This is a genomic window from Arenimonas sp., from assembly GCF_019459675.1.
Lineage (GTDB): Bacteria > Pseudomonadota > Gammaproteobacteria > Xanthomonadales > Xanthomonadaceae > Arenimonas.
The window spans coordinates 1-24041 of the sequence record NZ_JAIBFH010000019.1 but is presented as its reverse complement, the minus strand read 5'-3'; the positions used below and the strand labels follow the sequence as shown (position 1 = coordinate 24041).

Here is a 24041-nt window from a genome sequence, read left to right as displayed (position 1 = left end):
CCGGGGGTGGGAAATACTAACGCCTGGGGGGCGGTGCTGCCCGCCCGGGGCGCGGGCGGCGCCAGCGCGGTGGGATTTAAGCGGGTGGCCAGGGGCTGCGAAGCCACGCCCGAGGGCCTGCGCAACGACGACGCGCTGGCGCTGCAGGCGGCCAGTGATCCCCGGCCGGCCTATGCGCTGGTCAATCCCTACGCCCTGCCCGAACCCACGGCGCCCCAGATCGCCGCCGAGCGCGCCGGTGTCCAGATCCACCTGGGGCCCATGCTCGAGGCCTACCGATCGCTGCAGGCCCTGTCCGCCCAGGTGGTGGTGGAGGGAGTGGGCGGCTGGCTGGCCCCGCTGGCCGACGACCTGGAGCAGGCCGACTTGGTGCGCGCCCTGGACCTGCCGGTGATCCTGGTGGTGGGCCTGAAGCTGGGCTGCCTCAACCACGCCCGGCTGACCGCCCGGGCCATCCAGGCCGACGGTTGCCGCCTGCACGGCTGGATCGGCAGCAACGTCGAAGGGCTGGAGCCGCGCTACATCCAGCTGGTGGCCCAGGCGCTGCCGGTGCCCTGCCTGGGCGTGCTGCCGCATGCTCCCGGGGCGTCCCCGGCCAGCCTGGCCGCGAAACTGTCCGTCGGCTGAACCAGCCCCGCGCCAGTCCCGCCGGATCCGGCTTTCGGAACTTAATGGACTTGACAGTTCATATTTAGAAAATAGAATGACCGTTCATTCATTCTATGACGCGGGCGCCTGCCTGGGCTGCCCCGTCCCCGTCGCTCCAGATCGAGGTTTCCATGGCAACTGTCCGCACCGCGTCCCGGTTTTCCCTGCTGCTCGCCGTTTCCGGTGCGCTGGCACTGTCCGGCTGCGGCGGCGAGCCCGCGCCGGAGGCCATGCCCACGCCCGAAGTGGCCGTGGTCACCCTCAAGGACCAGCCCGTACGCCTGACGCGCGAACTGGCCGGCCGCACCACGCCCTTCCTGGTGGCCGAGGTCCGGCCGCAGGTCACCGGCATCATCACCCGCCGCCTGTTCGAAGAAGGCTCGATGGTGAAGGCCGGCGACGCGCTGTACGACATTGACGCGTCCGCCTACCGCGCCAGCCGCGACAGCGCCCGCGCCGGCCTGGCCCGGGCGCAGGCCGCGCTGACCTCGGCGCGCCTGTCGGCCAACCGTTCGAAGGAACTGGCCGCCGCCAAACTCGTCAGCGCCCAGGACAACGAGCGTGCCGCCGCCGCTTTCCAGCAGGCCCAGGCCGACGTCGCCGCTGCGCGCGCCGACCTGCAGGCCACCGAAGTGACGCTGGGCTATGCCCACATCACCGCGCCCATCAGCGGCCGCATCGGCAAGTCCTCGGTCACCCAGGGCGCGCTGGTCACCGCCAACCAGGCGCAGGCGCTGGCCACCATCCAGCAGCTGGACCCGATGTACGTGGACCTGGCGCAGTCGAGCTCGGAGCTGCTGGCGCTGCGCAAGGAAATGGCCGCCGGCACCCTGGAGCGCGGCGACGGCGTGCCGGTGAAGATCCTGCTCGAAGACGGCAGTGACTACGGCCAGGACGGCCGCATGGAGTTCGCCGACGTCACCGTCGACCCCACCACCGGCAGCTACGCGCTGCGCGTGCGGGTGCCCAATGCCGAGAACTTCCTGCTGCCGGGCATGTACGTGCGCGCGGTGGTGGACATGGGCCAGCGCCCGAACGGCGTGCTGGCCCCGCAGCAGGGCATCACCCGCGACGCCAAGGGCCAGGCCGTGGCGATGGTGGTGACGCCGGAAGGCAAGGTGGAACAGCGCGTCGTGCAGGCCAGCCGCACCATCGGCGACCAGTGGCTGGTGGACGAAGGCCTGCGCGCCGGCGACCGCGTGATCGTCGAGGGCCTGCAGAAAGTGCAGCCGGGCGGCGACGCCAAGGCCGTGGAAGCTGCGGCGGCCACGGCCGGCGCCTCGGTTCCGTCCCCGCCGGCGCCCGCCGCCGCGGCCAGCAAGTAAAGGCGGAGCATCCCCATGGCAAGGTTCTTCATCGATCGCCCCATCTTCGCGTGGGTCATCGCGATCATCCTGATGCTCGCGGGCATCCTGGCGCTGACCCAGCTGCCGATCTCGCGCTACCCGACCATCGCGCCGCCGTCGGTCACCATCAACGCCAACTATCCGGGTGCGTCCGCGCAGGCGGTCGAAAACTCGGTGACGCAGATCATCGAACAGTCGATGACGGGCCTGGACGGCCTGGACTACCTGTCGTCCACCAGCGACTCCAACGGCAGCGTCAGCGTCACGCTGACCTTCAAGACCGGCACCGACCCCGACATCGCCCAGGTGCAGGTGCAGAACAAGCTGCAGGGCGCCACCGCGCTGCTGCCCCAGGTGGTGCAGCAGCAGGGCATCGGCGTCACCAAGGCCAGCTCGGGCTTCCTGCAGGTGCTGGGCTTCGTGTCCGAGGACGGCAGCATGGACCGCGGCGACATCGCCGACTACGTCTCGTCGAACATCGTCGACCCGCTCAGCCGGGTGCCGGGCGTGGGCAGCGTGCAGGTGTTCGGCGGCAAGTACGCCATGCGCATCTGGCTCGACCCGGGCAAGCTCAACACCTACAAGATGGCGCCGGCCGAAGTGATCGCCGCCGTGCGCGCGCAGAACGCCCAGGTGGCCGTGGGCCAGCTGGGCGGCACGCCGGCCATCGACGGCCAGCAGATCAACGCCACCATCACCGCGCAGGACCGGCTGCAGACCCCCGAACAGTTCCGCGACATCGTGCTGCGCAGCAACGTGGACGGTTCGGTGCTGCGGCTGGGCGACGTGGCCCGCGTGGAGCTGGGTTCGGAAAGCTATTCGGTGATCAGCCGCTACAACGGCCAGCCGGCCTCGGGCGTGGCGGTTTCGCTGGCCACCAACGCCAACGCGCTGTCCACGGCCGACGGCATGGCCGAGCTGATGGAGCAGATGAAGCCGTCGTTCCCGCCGGGCCTGAAGGTCGTCATCCCGTTCGACACCACGCCGTTCGTGCGCGTCTCGATCAACGAAGTGGTCAAGACCCTGATCGAAGCCGTGGTGCTGGTGTTCCTGGTCATCTTCCTGTTCCTGCAGAACTTCCGCGCCACGCTCATCCCCACCATCGCGGTGCCGGTGGTGCTGCTGGGCACGCTGGCCATCCTGCTGGCGCTGGGCTTCTCGATCAACATGCTGACCATGTTCGCGATGGTGCTGGCCATCGGCCTGCTGGTGGACGACGCCATCGTAGTGGTGGAGAACGTGGAACGCCTGATGAGCGAAGAGGGGCTGTCGCCGCTCGAAGCCACGCGCAAGTCCATGGACCAGATCACCGGCGCGCTGGTGGGTATCGGCATGGTACTGGCGGCGGTGTTCATCCCGATGGCCTTCCTCACCGGCTCCACCGGCGTGATCTACCCCCAGTTCACCGCCACCATCGTTTCCGCGATGGGCCTTTCGGTGCTGGTGGCCATCGTGCTGACGCCGGCGCTGTGCGCCACGATGCTCAAGCCGCTCAAGAAGGGCGAACACCACGGCGAGAAGGGCTTCTTCGGCTGGTTCAACAAGAAGTTCGACGCCGGCAACAAGAAGTACCAGGGCTTCGTCGGCATGATGCTGCGCCGCAGCGGCCGGTTCCTGGTGCTGTACGGCCTGCTGGCGCTGGTGATGGTGTTCGTCTATTCCCGCCTGCCGTCGTCCTTCCTGCCCGACGAAGACCAGGGCGTGCTGTTCACCATCGTGCAGACCCCGGTGGGCGCCACCCAGGAACGCACCCAGAAAGTCATGGAAGAAGTGGAGCGCCATTACCTGCAGGACGAGAAGGAGCACGTGGTGTCCACGTTCTCGGTGCAGGGCTTCAGCTTCGCCGGCAGCGGCCAGAACAACGGCATGGTGTTCGTGAAGCTCAAGGACTGGGACGAGCGCACCACGCCCGAATCCAGCGTCAACGCGCTGGTGGGCCGCGCCATGGGCCGCTTCAGCCAGATCAAGGACGCCATGGTGTTCGCGCTGGCGCCGCCGCCGGTGACCGAACTGGGCACGTCCGGCGGCTTCAACCTCTACCTCAAGGACAACGCGGGCGCGGGCCACCAGGCGCTGGTGGCGGCACGCAACCAGATGCTGGGTGCCGCCGGGCAGAGCAAGCTGCTGATGGGCGTACGCCCCAATGGGCAGGAAGACACGCCGCAGTTCCGCCTGGACATCGACAACGAGCGGGCCGAGGCGTTGGGCGTTTCCGTGGCCGACATCAACAGCACGCTCACCGTGGCCTGGGGCGGGCAGTACATCGACGACTTCGTCGACCGTGGCCGGGTGAAGCGCGTGTACGTGCAGGCCGACGCGCCGTTCCGCATGGTGCCCGAGGACTTCGGCCAGTGGTACGTGCGCAACGCCGCCGGCGAGATGGTGCCGTTCTCGTCCTTCGCCACCACCCGCTGGGAATTCGGTTCGCCGCGCCTGGAGCGCTTCAACGGCGCCTCGGCGATCAACATCACCGGCACGCCGGCCCCGGGCATCAGCTCGGGCGACGCGATGGCCGAGATGGAGCGCATCGCCGGCGAACTGCCGCAGGGCTTCGGCATCGAGTGGAGCGGCCAGAGCTACCAGGAGCGCGCCGCGAACGCGCAGACGCCGTTGCTGTACGCGCTGTCGGTGCTGATCGTGTTCCTGTGCCTGGCGGCGCTGTATGAAAGCTGGACCATCCCCACTTCGGTGCTGCTGGTGGTGCCGCTGGGCATCCTGGGCACGGTGCTGTTCACCTGGATGCGCGGGCTGGAGCGCGACGTTTACTTCCAGGTGGGCATGCTGACCACGGTGGGCCTGTCTTCGAAGAACGCGGTGCTGATCATCGAGTTTGCCAAGGCCAACGTCGAGAAGGGCATGGACCTGGTGGAGGGCACGCTGGCCGCCATTGGCGACCGCCTGCGGCCGATCCTGATGACGTCCATTGCCTTCGGCTTCGGCGTGCTGCCGCTGGCCCTGGCCACCGGTGCCGGTTCGGGCGCGCAGAAAGCCATCGGCACGGGCGTGGTCGGCGGCATGCTGGCCGGCACGTTCCTGGGCATCTTCTTCATCCCGCTGTTCTTCGTGGCGGTGCGTCGTTTGACCGCGCGCAAGAAGGCGGCGTCATGAACCTCGCGGCCAACTCCCCCAGCAAGGCCGAGCAGCGCGCGCTGGTTCAGCGCACCCGCATCCTGGATGCGGCGCGCAGCTGCTTTGCCGAAAGTGGTTTCCACGGCGCCAGCATCGCCGCCATCGCCGAATCGGCGGGCATGAGCCAGGGCCTGATCTACCGCTACTTCACCAACAAGGCCGCCATCGTCCACGCCATCGTGGAAGAACAGCGCCAGGGCCGCGGCGAAGCGCTGGCCGGCATCGAGTCCTGCCACGCGCTGGTGGACCTGGTGATGGGCAAGCTCGAACGCTGGCGCGACAGCAGCACGCGGTTCGGCAGTGAGTTCGACCCGATCCTGTTCCTGGAAATCACCGCCGAGGCCACCCGCGATCCTGACGTGGCCGCGGTGCTGGCGACCAACGAACAGTCGGTGTGGTGCGACCTGTCGGACGTGATCCGGCGCGACGCGCGCGCCTCGGGCAAGGTGCTGGACGAAGCCCAGGTGCAGCAGCGCACCATCGTGCTGCGCTGCCTGGTGGACGGCGCCATCCTGAACTGGATCCGCGACCCGTCGATGGACCCGCAGCAGCTGCGACGCAGCCTCGACGCCGTCTGCGACACCCTGCTGACCTGACCCCGGTTTTCAGTGGCCGGCGTAGCGGCAGCCCGAGGTGCAGGTTTCGTGCACCACCACCAGCGACAGGGCCGGTAGCTGCGGCTTGATCTCGTCCCAGATCCAGCGCGCGAGGTTTTCGCTGGTGGGATTTTCGAGGCCCGGGATGTCGTTGAGGTAGTTGTGGTCCAGGCGCTCGTAGGTGGGCTTGAAGATCGCCTTGATGTCGCCGAAGTCCATGATCCAGCCCGTGTGCGGGTCGGGCGTGCCGCCCACGTGCAGCTCCACCGCGAAGGAATGCCCGTGCAGCCGCGCGCACTTGTGGCCGGGCGGGACGTTGGGCAGCCGGTGGGCGGCTTCGATGCGGAAGACTTTGTAGATATCCATGGCCGGCATTGTATCCCGGCCCCGGCGGGGCCGCCCGGCGCGGCATTTGAGTGTCCTCCGGCACGGGCCTATGCTGCGGCGACCGTCCCGGGAGAACGCCCATGCGCACCCTGATCCTTGCTTCGCTGGTCGCCGTCCTCGTGCTGCTGCTTCCCCGCGCCCAGGCCCTGACGCCACTGCCGTCCGTTTCCTACGCCGGCAAGACGGTCCTGGTCACCGGCTCCACCGATGGCCTTGGCCGCGAACTGGCGCTGGCCCTGGCGGCAGACGGCGCCCACGTGATCGTGCATGGCCGCAACGCCGAGCGCGGCCAGGCGGTGGTGGACGAAATCACGAAGTCCGGCAAGGGCTCGGCCCGCTTCATCGCCGCCGACTTCGCCTCGATGCAGGGCGTGCGCGAGTTCGCCGACAAGGTCGCCGCCACCACACCAAAACTCGACCTGCTGGTGAACAACGCCGGCATCGCCTTCAACGACGACCAGCCCCGCCGCGTCAGCGCCGACGGCCACGAGCTGCAGTTCGCGGTGAACTACCTCGCCGGCTGGGTGCTGGTAAACAGGCTGCGGCCGAACCTGGCGGCCGCGGCCCCGTCGCGCATCGTCAACGTCGCTTCGGGCAGCGCCCACGCCATCGACTTCGACGACGTGATGCTGGAGAAGCCGGGTGCCTCCAAGCGCGGCTACGGCCAGAGCAAGCTCGCCCAGGTGTCCATGACGGTCGAGCTGGCCCCGGCCTTCGCCGCCGACGGCATCACCATGATTTCCCTGCACCCGGCCACGCTGATGAACACCACCATGGTGGAAGGCCTGGGCATTCCGCCGCGCACCACGGTGGCCGAAGGCCGCGACCACGTGATGGGCCTGATCCATGCGCCCGCGCTGGAGGCCGGCGCCTTCTACCTGCAGGGCAAGCCGGTCCCGCCGATGGATCCGCAGCCCGCCGATCCGGCGGCGCGCAAGCGGCTGGTGGCGCTGAGCGAGGCACTGACCGGCGTGCTTCGATGATCGACCTGATCCTCAACCTGCTGGTGTTCGTCATCGCCGCTTCGGCGTTGGTCATTTTTCCGGTGTTCCGGCGGGTCCGCCAACGCGAGCTCGCCGAGACCACGCAGCCCGTCTGGCACAAGGGCGAGCCGCTGGTCATGGTGCTGATCGGTGTCTTCTGCGCTGGCCTTTATGGCCTGATGTTCATGGAGCTGAATGCGAGGATTGACCAAACCTCGCTGCTGGTCATGGCGGCATTGCTGCTCGCCGTCCCCACTTCGGTTGGCTATGTGACCTTGCTCGCCCTCTACCATGTCCTGCTCTGGATCCGGCGCAGATAATCCATCGCAGGGCAGTAGACCGTTCTTCGGCAAGGGCAACCCGATCGGCGTGGCGGCAGCGCGCCTTGTCCCGAGCTCCGGGAAAAGGCGCGCGCGTGGGTCCACGCGGGAACTTACTCCACGGTGATGCGCCGCACCTCGCCCAACTCCAGTTCGCGGATGCCGGCCTCGATCACCTGGAGGTCGCCCACGATCACCCAGGTGAGTTCACCCGGCTTCACCACGCCCGCCGCCGCGGCGTTGAGCGCGTCCGACTGCAGCGCCGACAGGTTGCGGGCGTAATCGGCGTAGTAGCCCGGGTCGCGGCCGGTGTTGACGATGTCCAGCGCGGCGCTGACCAACGAGTCCAGCGTTTCGTAGCGTCCGGGAAGGCGCGCCACCTGGCTGCGCAGGATGCTGTCGTACTCCTCGCCCGCCAGCGGCCGCTCGCCGGCCACGCCCTTGATCTCGCGCACCACTTCTACAATGGCTTCCTTGGTTTTGTCGGTCTGCACCGGCGCGTTCACCACGAAGGTGCGCGGGCCGCGGGCACCGTTCACGCCGCCGTAGGCGCCGTACGACCAGTGCTTGTCCAGGCGCAGGTTGCGGTTGAGGCGCGCGGTGGCCATGCCGCCGAAGTTGCGCATCACCGTTTCCAGCGCCAGGTCGTCGGCCTGGCCCGAGGGAGAGGCCAGCTGCGCCGCCACGATCACGGTTTGCGGCGCGCCGGGCTTGTCGATCAGGTGCACCGTTCCGCGGCCCGGCGACGTGCTGGGGCCCACGGCCTTGGTGGGTGCCGCGCCGCCGCGCCAGCCGCCGAAGCTGCGCTCAAGCTCGCTCACCAGCTGGGGCAGGGTGATGTCGCCGGCCGCCCCCACGGTGGCGGTGGCCGGCACGAACCAGCGCGAATGCCAATCGGCCAGCGACTGGCGGGACAGGGCCGCCACCGACGCCTCTGTGCCCAGCCCGCCGCCGGGCCCGGAATACGGATGCCCCGGCGCGTACAGCAGGGTCGGCAGCACGCGCTGCGCCGCGGCACCGGGGTTGGCCCTTTGCTGCGCGATGGCGGCCAGCTGCTGCTTGCGCTGCAGGTCCACCATGTCGGCCGGGAAGGCCGGGTTCAGCGCCACGTCGGCCATCAGGTCCAGCGAGCCGGCGAGGTTGCCGCGCAGTGCACCCAGCCGTACGAACGTCTGGTCCAGCCCGTTGCCAACCGACAGCTGCGCGCCCAGGGCGTCACGCTCGTCGGCGATGCGGAAGGCATCGCGCGTTTTCGTGCCCTTGAGCAGCAGCTCCAGGGCGAAGTTGGCGGTGCCGCGCGCATCGGCCGGGTCGGCGGCGATGCCGGCGTCCACGGCCAGCATCAGGTTCACCAGCGGCACGGAGTGGCGCTCCAGCAGCACCACCTTCAGGCCGTTGGACAGCGTGGCGCGCTGCACCTCGGGGAACGTGACTTCGGGTGCCGCGGCGAGGGCGGGCAGCTTGGAGCGGTCCAGGTCACTCGACGTGGCCTTCAGCGCCGGGAACGGATCGACCTGGAGCGTGTAGCTGGGGCGCGAAAGCCACGCTTTCGCGGTATCGCGCATCTCGGCAGCGGTGATGGCGCGGTAGTCGCGGAAGCGCTGCAGGTAGCCTTCGGGGTCGCCAAAGTAGGTGGCGCTTTCGGCCAGCACGTCGGAACGTCCGCCGAAGCCGCCCAGGCGCTCCTTGCCGCGCACGAACGCGGCCACTTCACCGGTGCGCGCGCGGTCGATGGCCGCGGCGTCGGGCAGCTCGGCCAGCGACTTCGCCAGCAGCGCATCGAGCTCGCGCTCGAGTTCGGCCGGGTCCACGCCCGGGCGCACGCTGGCCACCACCAGGAAGAGGCTGGCCAGTTCGCTGTCCTGCACGCCGGCCTGCACGCTGGTGGCCAGGCCCTTCTCGAACACCAGTTGCCGGTCGAGGGTCGAGCTTTCACTGCCCGCCAGCACGCTGCCGAACAGCTGCATGGCGTGGGTGGCGCGCTGGCCCATCGGCGGCAGGTGCCAGGCGCGGTAGATGCGCGTCTGCGGCACCTGGTCCTGCATGCTGTCGCGGATGTCGGCGTCGAGCACCGGCACCCATTCGCGCTGGCGCGCGATCGGCTTGCCGGGCGCAATGCCGCCGAAATACTTGGTCACCAGCGCCTTGGCCTGCGCCAGCGTGATGTCGCCCGCCAGGGACAGCACGGCGTTGTTGGGGCCGTAGTAGTCGGTGTACCACTGGCGGATGTCTTCCATCTTGGCCGCGTCCAGGTCGGCCATGCTGCCGATGGTGGACCAGCTGTAGGGATGCGAGTACGGGTACATGGTTTCCGAAATGCGCGGCCAGACGCGGCCATAGGGCTGGTTTTCGCCTTGGCGCTTTTCGTTCTTCACCACGCCGCGCTCGCGCTCCAGCATTTCTTCACTGAGGTTGCCGGCCAGGAAGCCCATGCGGTCGGCCTCAAGGTACAGGGTGCGCTCCAGCGCTGACGTCGGCACGTCTTCGAAGAAGTTGGTGCGGTCGGTGCTGGTGGTGCCGTTGCGGTTGTTCGCGCCCAGGTCGTCCATGGCCTCGCGGAAACCGTGCGGATAGTTTTCGCTGCCGTTGAAGAAGAAGTGTTCGAACAGGTGCGCGAAACCGGTGCGGCCGCGCACTTCATTGCGTGAGCCCACGTGGTACCAGAGATTCACGCCCACCAGCGGCACGCTGGGGTCTTCGTGCACCAGCACGGTCAGGCCGTTGTCGAGCACGAACTTGTGGTGCGGGATGCGCAGCGGCGCGAGGTGGTCGTCGGCGGTGGCCGTCTGCGCGGTGGCGAACGTGGCGGGCAGGGCGGTCGCCACCAGCAGGGTGGCGATCAGCATCAGTCGGCACATGGGGGTCTCGCGGGCGGGGTCGGACGCCTAATCTATCGGCACGGCCGCGGCTTGCCCAGCACGCGACACGGGCTCCAGCGCCAGTTGCTCCGCGACATCGTCGTTGTCCTGGACTGGGCCGGGCGTGCTGTAGTCGAACTCCACCAGTTCGCCCCGCGCCGACAGCGTCAGCTCGAAGGCGATGAAGCGCGTGTCGCCCTCGCCCCAGGTGCCGATGCCCGAGCCCTCGAACCGGCGGCCGCCGCCTTCGACCCGCGAAGCCTGCGCCGATTCCAGCACGAAGTGCATGTCCTGGTCGGGCAGCACTTCGCCGAACGCGTGCTGCACGGCCTGTTGCACGCTCCAGCCGCTGTCGGCGGGGCGTGCCGCGGCTGCGGCAGGCTGCAGCTTGAACGACACAGGCCCCAGCTGGCCGGTGGCTGGATCGTAGTAGCCCGTGAGCCGCATGCGGGTGTCGGGCGCGCCGGCCGTAGTGATGACGCCGCTGGCGACGATGAACTCGCGGCCATTGATGCCCGGTTCCGAACGATCGATGCGGTGCAGGACCCAATCGCTGCCCACTGCGCCAGGCACCTGGCGACGGGTCGCTGTTTCCACCGCGTCGTGCAGCCTTGCCATCGGGTCGGCCGAAGCAACGGTCGCCGGCGCCACGCCTGCGGGGGGAAGTACGGGCTCCGGCGAGACAATGCCCACCGACGCCACCAGGGCGATCGCCATCAGCGCCCGAGCGATCACAGGGCGCCCCTCGCGCGCAGCTCGGCAGGGTCTATCACTTCGCACTGCCTGGACGTCGACGCCGCCTGGGCGTGATCCATTCCCAGAACCTGGCGGGCATGCAGCAGTTGGTTGACCACCCTGCCGACGGACGCATCGGCGGCAGCCCAGGCGATGTCGGCATCGTTGAGGTCTTCGCGCATGAGAACGGTCATGAAAGAGGCTCCGGCACGGGGGCGTACCGGGTAGACCAGCAGGATTCGTGCCAGCTCCGAAGGCGACGGCTTATGCGGCTGGACGGGGGCTCTGCCGCGCGCATGCATGCAGATTGCCCGCTCGCGGGGCGGCGTTCATTCCAACTGCATGGCGGTGCCGGCGCGGCGGACGCCGCCGCTCAGAACTCCCGGCGCGCCTCGACCAGGAGTTCGACGTTCTTGAGCGACGGGTCGGAATCGAGCGGGATCGCCAGGTCGACGTGGATCACCCGGGCAAACGCGCTGCGGCTGTTGCTCAGGCGAAGGCCGACGCCGATGTCGGCCAGCGTGCCGGGGTTTTCCGTGCCCAGGCCGTTGCGGCCCCAGGTGCGGCCGACGTCGGCGAAGATGGCGCCGCCCACCCGGAACAAACGCCAGGGGAACCAGTCGGTGTAATAGCGCTGTTCGACGCTGAGGCGGGCAAAGCTTTCGCCGGCCGCCCAGCGCTGCGGGTAGCCGCGCAGGCCGTTCTCCCCGCCCAGGTAGGTGGGATTGTCGAGATCGAGGTTGTGGCCGTACTGCCCGTCCAGGGTGGCGAAGAACAGCCGGTGGCGGCCCGTTTCACGATAGAAGCGGGCGCTGCCGGTGAGCCGCAGGTCGCGACTGTCGCCGTCTTCCCAGCGTCCGGACAGCGCCGACGACAGGCGCAGCTGCGAGCGCTCCTGCAGGCGGTAGCCGCGGCTGGCTTCTGCCTCCAGCCACCAGGCGTCACGGTCGGCGCCCAGGCCCGTGTCCGAGCGACCCACCCGCACCAGGTAGCGCCGGCCCAGCAGTTCATCCTCGGTGATGCCGATCTGGTCGTAGTTGCGCAGCAGCGCCCAGTCGTCGCGGATCGATTCGATGCTGATCCAGGGCCCCACCAGGTTGCGGTCCTCGGGCAGGGGGCCAACCAGCAGCGGATCAAGCGAGGGCTGGAACTGGCGTTCGAGCCTGCGCACGCCGACCGAGTAGCGGCTGACGTGCCCTTCGCGCAGGCCGCGTGACCAACCCCACCAGGCGTTGAAGTCCTGGTTTTTCTGCCGGAACTCGCTGAGCTTGTCGCCGCGGGCGTACAGGCCCTGGGTCAGGCTGAGCTGTTCGCCCGACAGACCCCAGGCGCGGCGGGTGTCGAGTGCGTGGAAGGTTTTCTGCACGCCCAGCGCGCCGCCGTTGCCGTCGCTGTTCTGGTTGATTTCCGCAGTCAGGCCGATCCAGGGCCGGAAAAGATGCTCGTTGGCGTAGCGCAGCAGGGTCTCGTTGCGATCGCTGTCGGTGCGTCGCGACAGCGCCAGTGAAGCGCCGGTACCCAACAGGTTGTTCTCTTCCAACTCGAGGCCGAAGCTGTTGGAGCCGCCCTTGCGGCCGCCCGAGATGCCCGGGTTGAGGGTCCAGACGTCCCGGGTTTCCACCCGGATGTCCACCGCGCCGTCGGCATAGCGAACGGGGCGCAGTTCGGCTTCGCGCAGGTAGGTCTGGGCCCGCAGCAGCCTGGCCGTTTCCTCGAGCAGGCGGTGCGAATAGCGATCGCCCGGCGCAAACAGCAGCTGCTTGCGGATTACCGATTCGCGGGTAAGTACGTGCAGCCGGTTGGCGATGCGGTAGGGAGCCTTGTCTTCCTCGTCCAGCGCGGTGTCGAAGACGTTGCTGCGGACGATGGTGATCGAGCCGATGACGGCGCCGGCGGCTTCCAGCGTGGCGTCGTCGGGAACGCCGGCGGCGCGTTCAGCCGCAGGCTGCACCGCGGCGGCCAGGACCGGCGCCGGCAGTGCTGCCAGCCCCATCCCCGCCAGCAGCACGCACGTGAGAAGGCCTGCACGGCTCGATGAGCGCCGCTGTGAGGGGAAGCAGCACCACAGCAGGGATTCGGCCATGATTCGATCCTGACACATCAGCCCTTGCCGAACTTGATGAAAATCAAACGGCCGTTGCCCGCGTCAAGACGTAGGGTGACCCGCTTCCGTCGGTTCCCGGATCATGACGGCCTTACGACTCCGGGGCCGCCATGAACATCACCTCCCGCAAGTCGCTGCCCGGTACGTCACTGCAGTTCTTCAACGCCCGCGCCGCCGTCGAGGCGCTGCAGCCCGGCGCCTGGAACGGCCTGCCCTACGTGTCTTGGGTGCTGGCGGAAAACCTGGTGCGCCGCTGCGAGCCCGATGCCTTCACAAAGAACCGTGCCATCGAAGACCGACGGAACGAAGACTGCTTCCGCTTCATTCCGAAGCCGGGCATCGCCGCCACTTAGACCTGGCCGGGCTGGCGGCAACCGATGGCCCGGAGGGCCCGTATTTTTGGGCGGCGCGCCGGCATGAAGACTGGCCTGGGTTGCAACGGGAGCGCAGCCAACTGGCCTGGCTCCCGTTCGCGTTACGTTGCCACGGCGGGCCGGGCATGACGTAGACCGAACAGTCGCGCGATCGGTCCGTGCGCGAGCGTGCGGTAGGCCCCGGCATCTCATCGTCCCGGGCTGCTGAGTGGCCCTAACAGCGACAGTGCAGATAGTCGCGGTTCACGCGCCGATTCAGCTGTTTTTCGCTCACGCGAAAATTATTTGCCCGCCGCGGCGTGAATGTCCGTCGCACCTGCACGGTTCCGTTCTTTTCCTATGACGCGCTTCCCCCCGGGCGCGCCTTGCCTGACTCGCTCTCGACGCGCGCTGCGTCGCATTTTCGTCCTTCTCGCCCCCCGGAGAATTGCGTCATGCCTGTCACCACCCGAACTTATTTCGCCAGCGGACAAGTCCTGGATCCCGATGGACGTCCTGTTCCCGACATCCTCGTCACGGCTATCTGGCCGCGCCTGCGCGGCGAGCAGCAGCTCGCCGAAGGCAGGACCGATGCGCGCGGTGCCTTCAAGCTGGCGTTGAAGATCCCGGCAGATGCACCGGTGTCGATGCGCGCGCGCGTCTGCGCGCTGGCGGCGGTCAACGAGCCCAAGCCGGGTTCGAAGGCGCGGACCAGGAAGTCCGGCCAGGGCGGCGAACCGCTGCCCCAGGCATGCAGCGAAGTGCTTCCTGTTGCCGAGCTGGAGGACCTTACGCTGCGGCTGGCACCCTTGGAGAACGACGAGCACAGCGCTTTTCTCGCTCGCCTGGCGCCAGCACTTGGCAAGATGCCGCTCGCAGACCTGGTGGAAGATGACCAGCACGGCGACATCGCGTTCCTCGCCGCCGAATTGTCGATTTCAAGCGAAGTGATCATGCGACTGGTCGTGGCCGAACGGGTCGCCGACCGGCTGAAGATTCCGGCCGCCGTCGTTTATGGATTCCTTCGCTTGGGCGTGCCGGCCGGTCTGCCCCAACCGCTCCTGGAGGCCAGCGATAGATTCAAAATGATCGATGCCCTGGTGGCCCATATTGGCGACCGGCTGGTGGCGCTCGACGAACCCCTGCTGGCGACTACCCTCAAGCGCAGCTTTGGTGGTCGGATAATTCCCTCGTCGCTGGCGCCTTCAAGCGACATGTTGCTGGCGCGGTTCGCCGCGCTGCGCGAAGCCCGCAGTCTCGACGCACCCTTCGGCACCGGCAAGACGGTGCTGTCTTCCCTGCTGGGCGTCGCCGGGCTTCCCACCGACAAGCAGGGGCGTTTCGTCACCCGTTGGCAGGCGCATGCCGGATCGGCAAATCGATTCTGGGAGGCCCTGGCGGAGAAGGACTCCGGCTTTGAGCCGGCGGAGGTTGAGTCGTTGCGCCGGACCCTGGATGTCGGCGCGCTGGTCAAGAATCACCTGCCCATGCTGCAGGCCGTTACCCGGCACCTGGACGAAACCAAGGAGGACGGCCTGCCGTCCCTTGCGCGGCTGGACTTCGAAGATTGGCTCAAGCTCGTCCGCGCGGCGGGAAAGGAAGGCGTCCCCCCCAACATCCAGGCTTCAGGGGAAGACTCGCCCGAAGTGCTTTATGCCCGCGAGATCCATGAGCGGGTGCAGCGTCGTTATCCCACCTCCGCGTTGGCCGTGCAGATCGAACGCAAGCAGCTGGCGCCCAAGAAAGTGCAGGCGTCCCTGGCCGCCTTCTACCGCAACAGCCCGGGGCTCGACCTTACTCGCGCCAACCTCGGCCGCTGGCTGGAGGACCATGGCGAGAAAGCGTTTGAAGGCATCACGCCCGCCGCTCGCGCCAGCGTCGTCAAAGAGGTGGAGCGGATGCAGCGAGTTATCCGGATTTCCCGCGACGCCCGCGTTGGCGCAACCCTCATCGAGGCGGGGCTCGACTCCGCCGCCAGCCTGCAGGCGCTGGGTCGCCGTCAGATCGCCGGGATCCTGACCAAGCATGGCCTGAGTCCGGTCGAAGCCAATCGCATCCACGAGGTCGCCCAGATGCGCCATGCGGCGAGCATGGCGATGATGATCCAGTACAACAGGGCGCTTTCGGGCATCTATCCCGCGGCCACCGGGCCTGCCGCGCCGTTCGGCGAGCCCATCGAGTCGGCGATCAAGCGCAATCCCTCATTGGCCAACCTGTTCGGTTCGCAGGATACGTGCGCGGTCGATCCGTGCACGTCCATCCTCAGTCCCTCGGCCTATGTCACTGACCTGCTGCTTTGGTTGCGCAACCGCCGGCTCTCGCCGTCGGGCGCGCCGGCCACGACGGCATTGGCGGTTCTCGCGTCCCGTCGCCCCGACCTGTTGCACCTCAAGCTCGACTGTGCGAACACCAATACGCCGTTGCCCTATATCGACCTGGTCAACGAGCTGCTGGAGGATGCGGTTGCGCCGCCGGCCACGCCCCTGCGCCGGCAGACGACCCGCTCCGCGGCGGAGCTGCGCGCTCTGCCCGAGCACGTCAATGACGCGGCCTATGTTGAACTGGCGACGGCGTGCTTCCCGCACTACCTGCCGTATGACAGGCCGTTCGATGAACTTTCCACGCTGCTTGCGCGCTCCGACCTGCCGTTCTGGCAGCTGCGCCAGGCCGCGGACAGCGTCGGCGTCGCGCCCACGCCGGCGCAGGCGTCCCGTCTGGCCGCCGCACGCTTCTCGATGCCGGCGTTCGAGCAGGCCCTGGTCACCGGCACCTCTGGGAAGACCCTGGCCGAAGTCTGGAACTCCGCCACGCCGCGCATCGACCTGGAGCCGGTCGCGGCCTTCCTTTCCTCGGCACAGCTGGGCTATGACGAACTCCGTCAGCTGCTTGACTGCCGCTGGATCCACGGCAGCGGCGCAGCCATTTCGATATCGGGTGTCGACGACAGCTGCGACACCAGCAGCCAGCGCCTCGTCGGCCTGGACGACAGCCGGCTCGATCGTATCCACCGGTTCCTGCGCCTTTGGCGTCGCGTGCCCTGGGCCATGTGGGAGCTGGACGAACTGATCCTGTGCAGCGCGGTGGGTGCCGGCGATATCACCGACGCAACCCTCGCAGCGCTGTTCACGGTCGATCGCCTGCAGGCCGCCACCGAGCTTCCGATCGAGCGGCTTGTGGCCCTCTGGCAGGACATCGGCACCACGCCGCGGCTGTTGGCGGACGGGGAGGTGCTGCCATCGCTGTACTCCCGACTGTTCGAGGATCCGCTGCTGCCGCCGGATCCGGCCCTTGCCCTGCCCACCCTGCTGACCGCCGCGCCACCGGCGGCCCTGGTCGACCACCTGGAAACCATCCGGGCCGCACTGTCGCTTTCGCCCGATGAGGCCGCTGTGCTGGCTGGCGCCACCGACGGCGAATTGACGCTTGCCAACCTCGGCATCATCCACCGCCGCGTCCAGTTGGCGCGAGCGCTTCGGCTTGGACAGGACGACGCGGCCTATCTGGCAGGCGGCAGTTTCACCGCGGCATTTTCTTCACCCGCGGCAAGCCTGGCGTTCGCAGAGCGCACCGTCGAGATCGTGAGTGCCGGCCTGGCCCTGCCGACGTTGCGCCACGTACTGACCCATGATGCCACCGGTGCAGGCCGCGCCGTGCCGCAGCTTTCGGAAACCATCACCGCCGTGCGCCTGGCGCTGCAGCAGGTTAACGACGATGTCGTGAATGCGGGCGATCCCCTGGTGGCGACCCTCGAGCGCCAGCTGGCAACGCTGCCTTCACTGCGCGTCGGAACGCTGCTGGCCACGGCGATGGCGATCGTCGACGGCAGCTTCAGCGGCAGTGCCGGCGACCGCAACGCATTCATCGCAACGCACTTCGCCGCCTTCATGGGCATCACCGCCGCGCAGGCTGCACTGGCCTTGCCCCTGGCGTCGCCCGCCGTCCCGCCTGGCCCGCGCGAAGCCGAGATCGCCACGCGCGCCCAGGCTCTGCTGACGCCGCTGGTGGCCTGGTTGACGGAAACCCGCGTCATCACCGCCGTCGCCGGCGGCTTCTCGCTTGCCGATGACATCGCAGCACGACTGCTCCGGGACCTCAATCGGCCCGGCACGTCCTCGCCCCTGTTGGCGACCCTGACCGACCCGGCGCTGATCGCGCGGGATCCGGTCACCGGCGCCTACCTGCAGGACGTCACCCCCACCGCCATGCCTGAGGCCTTCGACGCCATGAGGGTGCTCGACAAGGTGTCGCTGGTGGTGCGCGGCCTGCGCCTGAGCCATGACGAGCTGTCCTGGCAGCTGGCGCATGCGGCCGACATCGGCGCTGCAGACCTGGCCGCGCTGCCCGTCCTTCCCGGCCAGCCCGCCGTCCTGCTCGCGGCTTGGCAGGTGACCACGCGGTTCGTTCTGCTGGACCGGGCGTTCGATCGCCTCGCCCTTTCCAACCAGGTGCCGGTGCCGGCGATCGCCTCGCTGCGCGACCTGGTGGCGGCTATCGTCTCCGGTGGCCTGGCCACGGACGCCGCGATCCATGCAGCCCTGGCCGCGATCACCGGCTGGCGGCCGTCCGACGTTGCAACGGCCGCGGCCAGGATGGGCATCGTCCTTACGGTCGGGCCGGGCACCCCTGCTTGGCTTAACGTCGAAAGCTATGAGCGTCTGCGGCGCATCCTGCGCATGACGCTGGTGACCGGCGCGTCGGCCACCCAGCTGCTGGACTGGGGAAGCGCGCCGGCGCCCACGCAGGCGCAGGCCAACGAGGCCTGGCAGGCGCTGCGCAGCCGCTATGCGAGCGAGGAGTGGCTGGCGTTGGCGCCTTCGATCATGGATCCGCTGCGCATCCGCCGCCGCGATGCGCTGCGCTGGTGGCTGCTGGGCCGCAGGGATTCGGCCGGCGTACCGGTGTGGGGCGTCGACAGCGCCGATCTGTTCGGACGTTTCCTGCTGGACGTCGAGATGTCGCCCTGCCAGGTTACCACTCGGGTCGTGCAGGCCTACGCGTCGATCCAGCTGTTCGTGCAGCGCGCATTGATGAACCTTGAGCGGGACGTCGTCGCCGACCCGGACGTGGACGATGGCTGGGACCAGTGGCGCTGGATGTCGCGCTACCGGGTGTGGGAAGCGGGGCGGAAGGTGTTCCTGTGGCCAGAGAACTGGCTGATGGAGCCGCAGCGCCCAACCCGCTCGGAAATCTTCGTGGCGCTCGACCACGAAATGAGCCAGCGCGAAAGCACCAAGGACGCCCTCGAGACTGCGGCGCTTGGTTACCTGGACCGGCTGTCGGGCGTGGCCCGGCTGCGTGTCACCGGCATGTGCAGCGAACCGCGCACCGGCAACCTGTACGTGGTCGGGCGGTCGCCAGGCGATCCCGCCGAATACTTCCTTCGTCGCTTCGCCCATCGGCAATGGTCACCGTGGACCAAGATCCCGGTCGAGATCGCCACGCAGAACGCAACTCCGGCGTTCTACGCAGGGCGACTGCACCTGTTCTGGATGCAAGCCTTCGTGACGCCCGAACCGCAGCAGCGGCTGCCTCCCGCCAGCACCGGTCCAGCGCGCGACAGTGAGCAGGCCGACCGGCATGTGGAGCTGCGGGTCTACGCCAGCAGCTTCCGCGACGGCACCTGGACGCCGCCCGGCGTTGCGGGCCAATCCCTGTTCGACAAGCCATACTTCTACGCGGGCCAAACCACCAACGATGCGGATGTCGAACGGCTGTACACGCTCAAGGTCCAGCCCAGCGGCAGCAGCCTGCTGATCGATGTCTTCCGGGTGGGACCCACGACCATTGACGACGTCATCAGGGCGGCTATCGCCGGGATCCTGGGTGCCTCGGATTCGTTGACCGTCGATCACGCGGTGCACCTGGGACGCGCGGTGTTCGACGGCCGTTTCGGCTCGCTACAGCTGCGTGATCTTCGGGTCGATGCCGGTACGGGGCCAACCAACCTGCTTGAGCGTGCCCGCCTGCTGTATGGCCCGCGCGCCAGCGACCTGATCGTGCTGCCCGAGCCCCAGGCCGAGCCGAGACTGCCGCCCGAGCCGGGCATGCGCCCGGAGGCCGGCTCCCTGGTGGCGCACCAGACCGCGTCATCGACAGCCGCGACCGATGAGCTGTCGTTCCAGGCCACGGTCACGACAGGCGTGCTGCTGGCCCGGGTTCCGCTGCCATTCCGCGTGGCAGGTCTGGCGAACGACCTGCCTTTCACGCCCGAGTCGCCCTTCGTCCTGAACGACCCGCAGCGCAGCTGGTTTGTCGAGCCGACCCGCTACTGGCGGCACGGCAGCCTCTGGAACACGGTGCCGCCGTCGGTGCCGGGCTCGCTGCCTACGCAGCTGCGCTTCACGTTCACCCGTTTCTACCACCCCTTCGTCCGCACCTTCCGGCACGTGCTTTCCAGCGGCGGTTTCGAGGCCTTCTTCGCGCCTGCCTTGCAGCGTGATCCGGGCGCCGTGCTGCCCGATCCGGCGCCGTTCGCTTTTAATACGACCTATGGCCCGGTTGCCACGCGCGTGCGTTGGGGCAGCAACACCGACACGGTTGACTTCAACTACGACGCGCCGTACGCCGGCTACAACTGGGAGCTGTTCCTCCACCTGCCGTTGGCGGTAGCCAATCGCCTCGCCCAGAACCAGCGCTTCGAGGAGGCGCGCGACTGGTTCCACCACGTGTTCAACCCGACGCGCGCCAGCGTGGAGCCCGTGCCCCAGCGCTACTGGATCACCCGCCCCCTGGCCGAGCTGAACTCGACCGCGGTGCTCGCCTCGCGCATCGACCAACTGCTGGCCGCGGTCAACAGGCGGGATCCTGCCGCGGTGGGCCAGGTGGAACGTTGGCGCACCGATCCCTTCAACCCGTACCTGCTCGCCGACCTGCGACCCGTGGCCTACATGAAGCGCGTCGTGATGTCCTACCTCGACAACCTGATCGCGTGGGGCGACGCTTTGTTCGCGACCAACTCCCGGGAGGCCTTGAACGAAGCGACGCTGCTTTACGTGGTTGCCGGCGAGATCCTGGGGCCGAAGCCCCAGCAGGTGCCGCCACCCGCCCGCGCAGCCGCGTCGTGGACCGAGCTCGAGCCCCAGCTGGACGCCATGGCCAACGCGCTGGTCAACATCGAGAACCTGGTGCCGTCCGGCACCGGCACGGGCGGTGGAGCAGGCGGACCGCCGCTGCCGTCGCCGCAGACGTTCTACTTCAAGATTCCGCCCAACGAAAAGCTGCTGGCCTACTGGGACACCGTCGCCGACCGTCTGTTCAAACTGCGCCACTGCCGCGGGCTGGGTGGCGAAGAGCTGCTGCTGGCGCTATTCGACGCGCCCATAGACCCGGCGCTTCTGGTGCGCGCGCGGGCCGGCGGCATGGACCTGGGCAGCGTGCTGCGCAGCCTGGCGGCGCCACTGCCGCACTACCGCTTCACCGAGCTGCACCAGCGTGCGCTGGACTACACGTCGGCAGTTCAGTCGCTCGGCAACGACCTGCTCGGGGCGCTGGAGTCCCGCGACGGTGCGGCGCTGGATGCGCTGCTGGTGTCCCAGCGGCGGCGCGTTCAGGCCGACACCGGGCAGATACTGAAGTGGCAGATCGAAGAGGCCAAGGCGCTCAAGAAGGCCGTTGAGTACGCGATCGAGTGGGCGGATTACCGCAAGGAGTCCGCCGAATCGGCACCGTTCATGTCTGAGCTCGAGATCACCGCGGTGACCATGAAGAGCTTGCTTGTGGCGCTGAAGCTGGGGGTCGTGGTGGGGAAGTTGATCGCGGGCGGAATAGGTGCGATCCCCGGCTTCCTGATCGGCGCGGCTGGCATCGGCGGGTCTCCGCAGGCTGGCGCAACCACCGGCGGGCCACCGATTTCCGAAGCGATGATGAAGGGCATCGGTGCTGGCGAGAAGTTCATCGAGTCCGTAGACAAGGGTGCCGAAATCGTAAAGACCTTCGCCGAGGCAGAAAAGAAGGCAAAGGAGTACAAGAAGCTGGCGAAGGAAGCTGAGTACGATATCAAGACCGGCAGCCAGGAATTGGCTGCCGCCGAGTTGAAGGTGCTGATCGCCGAGCGCCAGCTCGAACTGCACGAAAAGGCCGCGGCCGACCTCGACAGCGAGCGCGATTACCTGCAGTCGCGCTTCGGCAGCGAGGCGCTTTACGACTGGATGGTCGGGCAGCTGTCCACCGTCTATTTCTCCGCCTACCGGCTGGCGACGGCGATGGCACACCGCGCCGAGCGCTGCTACCGTTTCGAACTGGGGTTGGTGGAAAGCAGCCTCATCGGGCCGGGCAGCTGGGACAGCCTGCGGCGCGGCTTGCTCGCCGGCGAACACCTGGCCCACGACTTGCGTCGCCTGGAGTCTTCCTATCTGGAGCTCAACGGCCGGCGGAAGGAAATCACCCGCACGGTGTCAATGCTCGAGGAGTTCCCGGACCGGTTGTTCACGCTGTTGACCACCGGAACCTGCGAACTGCCGCTGGATGAGCGCCTGTTCGATCGGGACTACCCGGGGCACTACCAGCGCAGGCTTGCCCGGGTGGGCATTACGGTGGCGCGGCCGGGCGCCTCCGAAGACGACAACGTCGTCTGCGTTGCTACGCTGTTGGCCAACAGCGTCCGCCTGCAGCCTGCGATCGGCAGCGGCTATCCGCGCCAGCCGGCGCCCGCTGCTGACCCGCGGTTCGCCGACCAGTTCGCGGCAGTGCAGGGCATCGTCACCGGCAATGCGATCAACGACCCCGGCGTGTTCCGGCGCGACATTGGCGGCAGCTTGTCGGACCCGCGCTACGTGCCGTTCGAGAACGCGGGCGCGATCGGGCTGTGGAAGCTGGAGCTGCCCGCCTCGCGCAACGCGCTCGACCTGTCGACCGTGAAAGACGTCAAGCTGCACCTGCACTACACCGCGCTGGACGGCGGTCCGGCGCTGGCACAGGCAGCGCAGGCGGCGGTTCACGCGGCAGCGCCGGCCAGCGTGGTCGTGGCGTTTGACGCGATGGAAGATTTCCCCGAGGCGTGGGAGGCGTTGATGGCGGGCGGCGGTTCGACCCAGACGTTCATGCTTCCGCTGCGGCGCGGGCTGTTGCCACCGGTGGCGCGGGGCCGCACGGCGATGATCACGCAGTGCGAGCTGAAGTTGTTCAGCGACGACGGCGGCAGCTTCGAAGTCGCGCTGCTGGCGCCGTTCCCGACGGCATCCCAGATCGCAACGCCGGTGTCTGCGAACGCCATCCTGTCCAGCGCGACATTCGCGGTGCCCTCGCTGGCGCTGCAGCCGCTCTCCCTGAGGGTGCGGCGGCAGGGAGCCAGTGACTGGACGTCGCTGTCGCCTGGCGACTTGCGCGGCATGGTGGTTGCCGTGCATTTGGCGCTGTCATGAGCCCGGTCGAGCGGCCGGAGCTGCCGGCAAGCGTGGAGAATCTGGTGGCGCGCCTGGTCCGTGTGTTCTCGCCGGAGCAGGTTTGGCTGTTCGGTTCGTATGCCAGCGGGAACGCCACCTCGCGCCGCCACGTGGTCCAGGGGGTTGTGCTGGCCAGCGAGGACGACGCCCTGGAGCTCACGCGCCGGCGGCAACAGCTGGTGGCCGGCTGTTTCCCGCGGGTGGACCTGGTGCCCGCAACGCAAACGGAGTTCGCGCATGCCCGTGGCGAGCGGGCGGCTTTCCTGCGTGGCGTCGTCCAGCATGGCGTTGCACTGCATCTGCCCGGCGCCACGGCGGCCGTTCGCCCGGATCAACCGTACCAGCACACGTTGGCCGCGGAGTAGGGCCGCTATGGCGGGTGCCCGGACGCAGCGCAAGCTGACGCCCGGGCCCTTCCCGGCAGCGGCCGTGGGTCGATCCGTGACGCGGGTGGCCAGGCTCGCCGATAATGGCGACTTTCCGCCAGACCGCCGCCCATGAACAGCCTGTTCCGCAAAATCTTGCCCGGTACCGCCCTGGACTTCTTCGATGCCCGCGCGGCGGTGGAAGCGCTGCAGCCCGGCGCGTGGGCTGGCCTGCCCTACGTGTCGCGGGTGCTGGCGGAAAACCTGGTGCGGCGCTGCGAACCCGCCAACATCGACGCCTCGCTGCGCCAGCTGATCGAGCGCCGGCGCGACCTGGACTTCCCCTGGTTCCCGGCGCGCGTGGTCTGCCACGACATCCTGGGCCAGACCGCGCTGGTGGACCTGGCCGGCCTGCGCGACGCCATCGCCGACCAGGGCGGCGACCCGGCCCAGGTGAATCCGGTGGTGCCGGTGCAGCTGATCGTCGACCACTCGCTGGCGGTGGAGTGCGGCGGCTTCGACCCCGATGCATTCACCAAGAACCGCGCCATCGAGGATCGCCGCAACGAAGACCGCTTCCACTTCATCGAGTGGACCCGCAAGTCGTTCAAGAACGTGGACGTGATCCCGCCGGGCAACGGGATCATGCACCAGATCAACCTGGAGCGAATGAGCCCGGTGATCGGCGTGATCGACGGCGTGGCCTATCCGGATACGTGCGTGGGCACCGACAGCCACACGCCGCACGTGGACGCGCTGGGCGTGATCGCGATCGGCGTGGGCGGCCTGGAGGCCGAGAACGTCATGCTGGGCCGCGCCTCGTGGATGCGCCTGCCC

The 24041-nt window shown here is 68.4% G+C and carries 15 protein-coding genes; 10 read left to right on the top strand and 5 right to left on the bottom strand.

The annotated features are described in order from the left end of the window. The 4 genes from bioD to K0M70_RS00750 all read left to right on the top strand — a co-directional run. Positions 1-627: dethiobiotin synthase (bioD, locus tag K0M70_RS00765; RefSeq protein ID WP_290777974.1), on the top strand; the 627-nt coding region annotated here is incomplete at its 5' end. 152 nt (positions 628-779) lie between these two features. Then, the gene (locus tag K0M70_RS00760) at positions 780-1973 is read left to right on the top strand and encodes an efflux RND transporter periplasmic adaptor subunit (RefSeq protein WP_290777972.1); all 1194 of its coding nucleotides are present in this window, start codon (positions 780-782) and stop codon (positions 1971-1973) included. 15 nt (positions 1974-1988) lie between these two features. Next, positions 1989-5102 (top strand): efflux RND transporter permease subunit, encoded by a 3114-nt coding sequence (locus tag K0M70_RS00755; protein WP_290777970.1) that lies wholly within the window; start codon positions 1989-1991, stop codon positions 5100-5102. After that, positions 5099-5719, top strand: a complete 621-nt coding sequence (locus K0M70_RS00750) for a TetR/AcrR family transcriptional regulator (protein WP_290777967.1) — start codon at positions 5099-5101, stop codon at positions 5717-5719. The genes K0M70_RS00755 and K0M70_RS00750 overlap by 4 nt, the downstream gene beginning before the upstream one ends. Before the next feature lie 9 nt (positions 5720-5728). On the opposite strand, the gene queD is transcribed toward K0M70_RS00750, so the two are convergent. Beyond that, positions 5729-6094 (bottom strand): 6-carboxytetrahydropterin synthase QueD, encoded by a 366-nt coding sequence (gene queD, locus K0M70_RS00745; protein ID WP_290777964.1) that lies wholly within the window; start codon positions 6092-6094, stop codon positions 5729-5731. A 92-nt stretch (positions 6095-6186) separates the two neighbouring features. Here queD and K0M70_RS00740 point away from each other — a divergent pair, with 92 nt between their 5' ends. Both K0M70_RS00740 and K0M70_RS00735 read left to right on the top strand, forming a co-directional pair. Then, on the top strand, positions 6187-7089 hold the full coding sequence (locus tag K0M70_RS00740) for an SDR family NAD(P)-dependent oxidoreductase (protein ID WP_290777962.1): 903 nt from the start codon (positions 6187-6189) through the stop codon (positions 7087-7089). Beyond that, positions 7086-7409, top strand: coding sequence for a hypothetical protein (locus K0M70_RS00735; RefSeq protein ID WP_290777960.1), 324 nt, complete (start codon positions 7086-7088; stop codon positions 7407-7409). Before K0M70_RS00740 ends, K0M70_RS00735 begins: the two co-directional genes overlap by 4 nt. A 113-nt stretch (positions 7410-7522) precedes the next feature. On the opposite strand, the gene K0M70_RS00730 is transcribed toward K0M70_RS00735, so the two are convergent. The 4 genes from K0M70_RS00730 to K0M70_RS00715 all read right to left on the bottom strand — a co-directional run bounded on the left by K0M70_RS00730 (position 7523) and on the right by K0M70_RS00715 (position 13085). Continuing rightward, positions 7523-10267 (bottom strand): pitrilysin family protein, encoded by a 2745-nt coding sequence (locus K0M70_RS00730; RefSeq protein ID WP_290777957.1) that lies wholly within the window; start codon positions 10265-10267, stop codon positions 7523-7525. 27 nt (positions 10268-10294) lie between these two features. Beyond that, on the bottom strand, positions 10295-11002 hold the full coding sequence (locus K0M70_RS00725; protein WP_290777955.1) for a hypothetical protein: 708 nt from the start codon (positions 11000-11002) through the stop codon (positions 10295-10297). Beyond that, positions 10999-11196, bottom strand: coding sequence for a hypothetical protein (locus tag K0M70_RS00720; protein ID WP_290777953.1), 198 nt, complete (start codon positions 11194-11196; stop codon positions 10999-11001). The genes K0M70_RS00725 and K0M70_RS00720 overlap by 4 nt, the downstream gene beginning before the upstream one ends. A 179-nt stretch (positions 11197-11375) precedes the next feature. After that, positions 11376-13085: a BamA/TamA family outer membrane protein gene (locus tag K0M70_RS00715; RefSeq protein WP_290777951.1), complete on the bottom strand. Its 1710-nt coding sequence runs from the start codon at positions 13083-13085 to the stop codon at positions 11376-11378. Between the two features lie 131 nt (positions 13086-13216). On the opposite strand from K0M70_RS00715, the gene K0M70_RS00710 reads away from it, so the two are divergent. The 4 genes from K0M70_RS00710 to K0M70_RS00695 all read left to right on the top strand — a co-directional run. Further along, the gene (locus K0M70_RS00710; RefSeq protein ID WP_290777978.1) at positions 13217-13459 is read left to right on the top strand and encodes a hypothetical protein; all 243 of its coding nucleotides are present in this window, start codon (positions 13217-13219) and stop codon (positions 13457-13459) included. Between the two features lie 386 nt (positions 13460-13845). After that, positions 13846-22818 (top strand): neuraminidase-like domain-containing protein, encoded by an 8973-nt coding sequence (locus K0M70_RS00705; protein WP_290777949.1) that lies wholly within the window; start codon positions 13846-13848, stop codon positions 22816-22818. After that, complete coding sequence (locus K0M70_RS00700; protein WP_290777947.1) at positions 22815-23204, top strand: nucleotidyltransferase domain-containing protein; 390 nt, start codon at positions 22815-22817, stop codon at positions 23202-23204. Before K0M70_RS00705 ends, K0M70_RS00700 begins: the two co-directional genes overlap by 4 nt. A 132-nt stretch (positions 23205-23336) precedes the next feature. Further along, the coding region (locus K0M70_RS00695; RefSeq protein ID WP_290777944.1) for an aconitase family protein at positions 23337-24041 on the top strand (705 nt) is incomplete at its 3' end.

Bases quoted from the DNA above. Each gene is read 5' to 3' on its own strand.
- K0M70_RS00755 (WP_290777970.1), top strand. From the start codon at position 1,989: ATGGCAAGGTTCTTCATCGATCGCCCCATCTTCGCGTGGGTCATCGCG.
- K0M70_RS00720 (WP_290777953.1), bottom strand. From the start codon at position 11,196: ATGACCGTTCTCATGCGCGAAGACCTCAACGATGCCGACATCGCCTGG.
- K0M70_RS00700 (WP_290777947.1), top strand. From the start codon at position 22,815: ATGAGCCCGGTCGAGCGGCCGGAGCTGCCGGCAAGCGTGGAGAATCTG.
- K0M70_RS00710 (WP_290777978.1), top strand. From the start codon at position 13,217: ATGAACATCACCTCCCGCAAGTCGCTGCCCGGTACGTCACTGCAGTTC.
- K0M70_RS00750 (WP_290777967.1), top strand. From the start codon at position 5,099: ATGAACCTCGCGGCCAACTCCCCCAGCAAGGCCGAGCAGCGCGCGCTG.
- K0M70_RS00740 (WP_290777962.1), top strand. From the start codon at position 6,187: ATGCGCACCCTGATCCTTGCTTCGCTGGTCGCCGTCCTCGTGCTGCTG.
- K0M70_RS00735 (WP_290777960.1), top strand. From the start codon at position 7,086: ATGATCGACCTGATCCTCAACCTGCTGGTGTTCGTCATCGCCGCTTCG.
- K0M70_RS00760 (WP_290777972.1), top strand. From the start codon at position 780: ATGGCAACTGTCCGCACCGCGTCCCGGTTTTCCCTGCTGCTCGCCGTT.
- queD (WP_290777964.1), bottom strand. From the start codon at position 6,094: ATGCCGGCCATGGATATCTACAAAGTCTTCCGCATCGAAGCCGCCCAC.
- K0M70_RS00730 (WP_290777957.1), bottom strand. From the start codon at position 10,267: ATGTGCCGACTGATGCTGATCGCCACCCTGCTGGTGGCGACCGCCCTG.
- K0M70_RS00715 (WP_290777951.1), bottom strand. From the start codon at position 13,085: ATGGCCGAATCCCTGCTGTGGTGCTGCTTCCCCTCACAGCGGCGCTCA.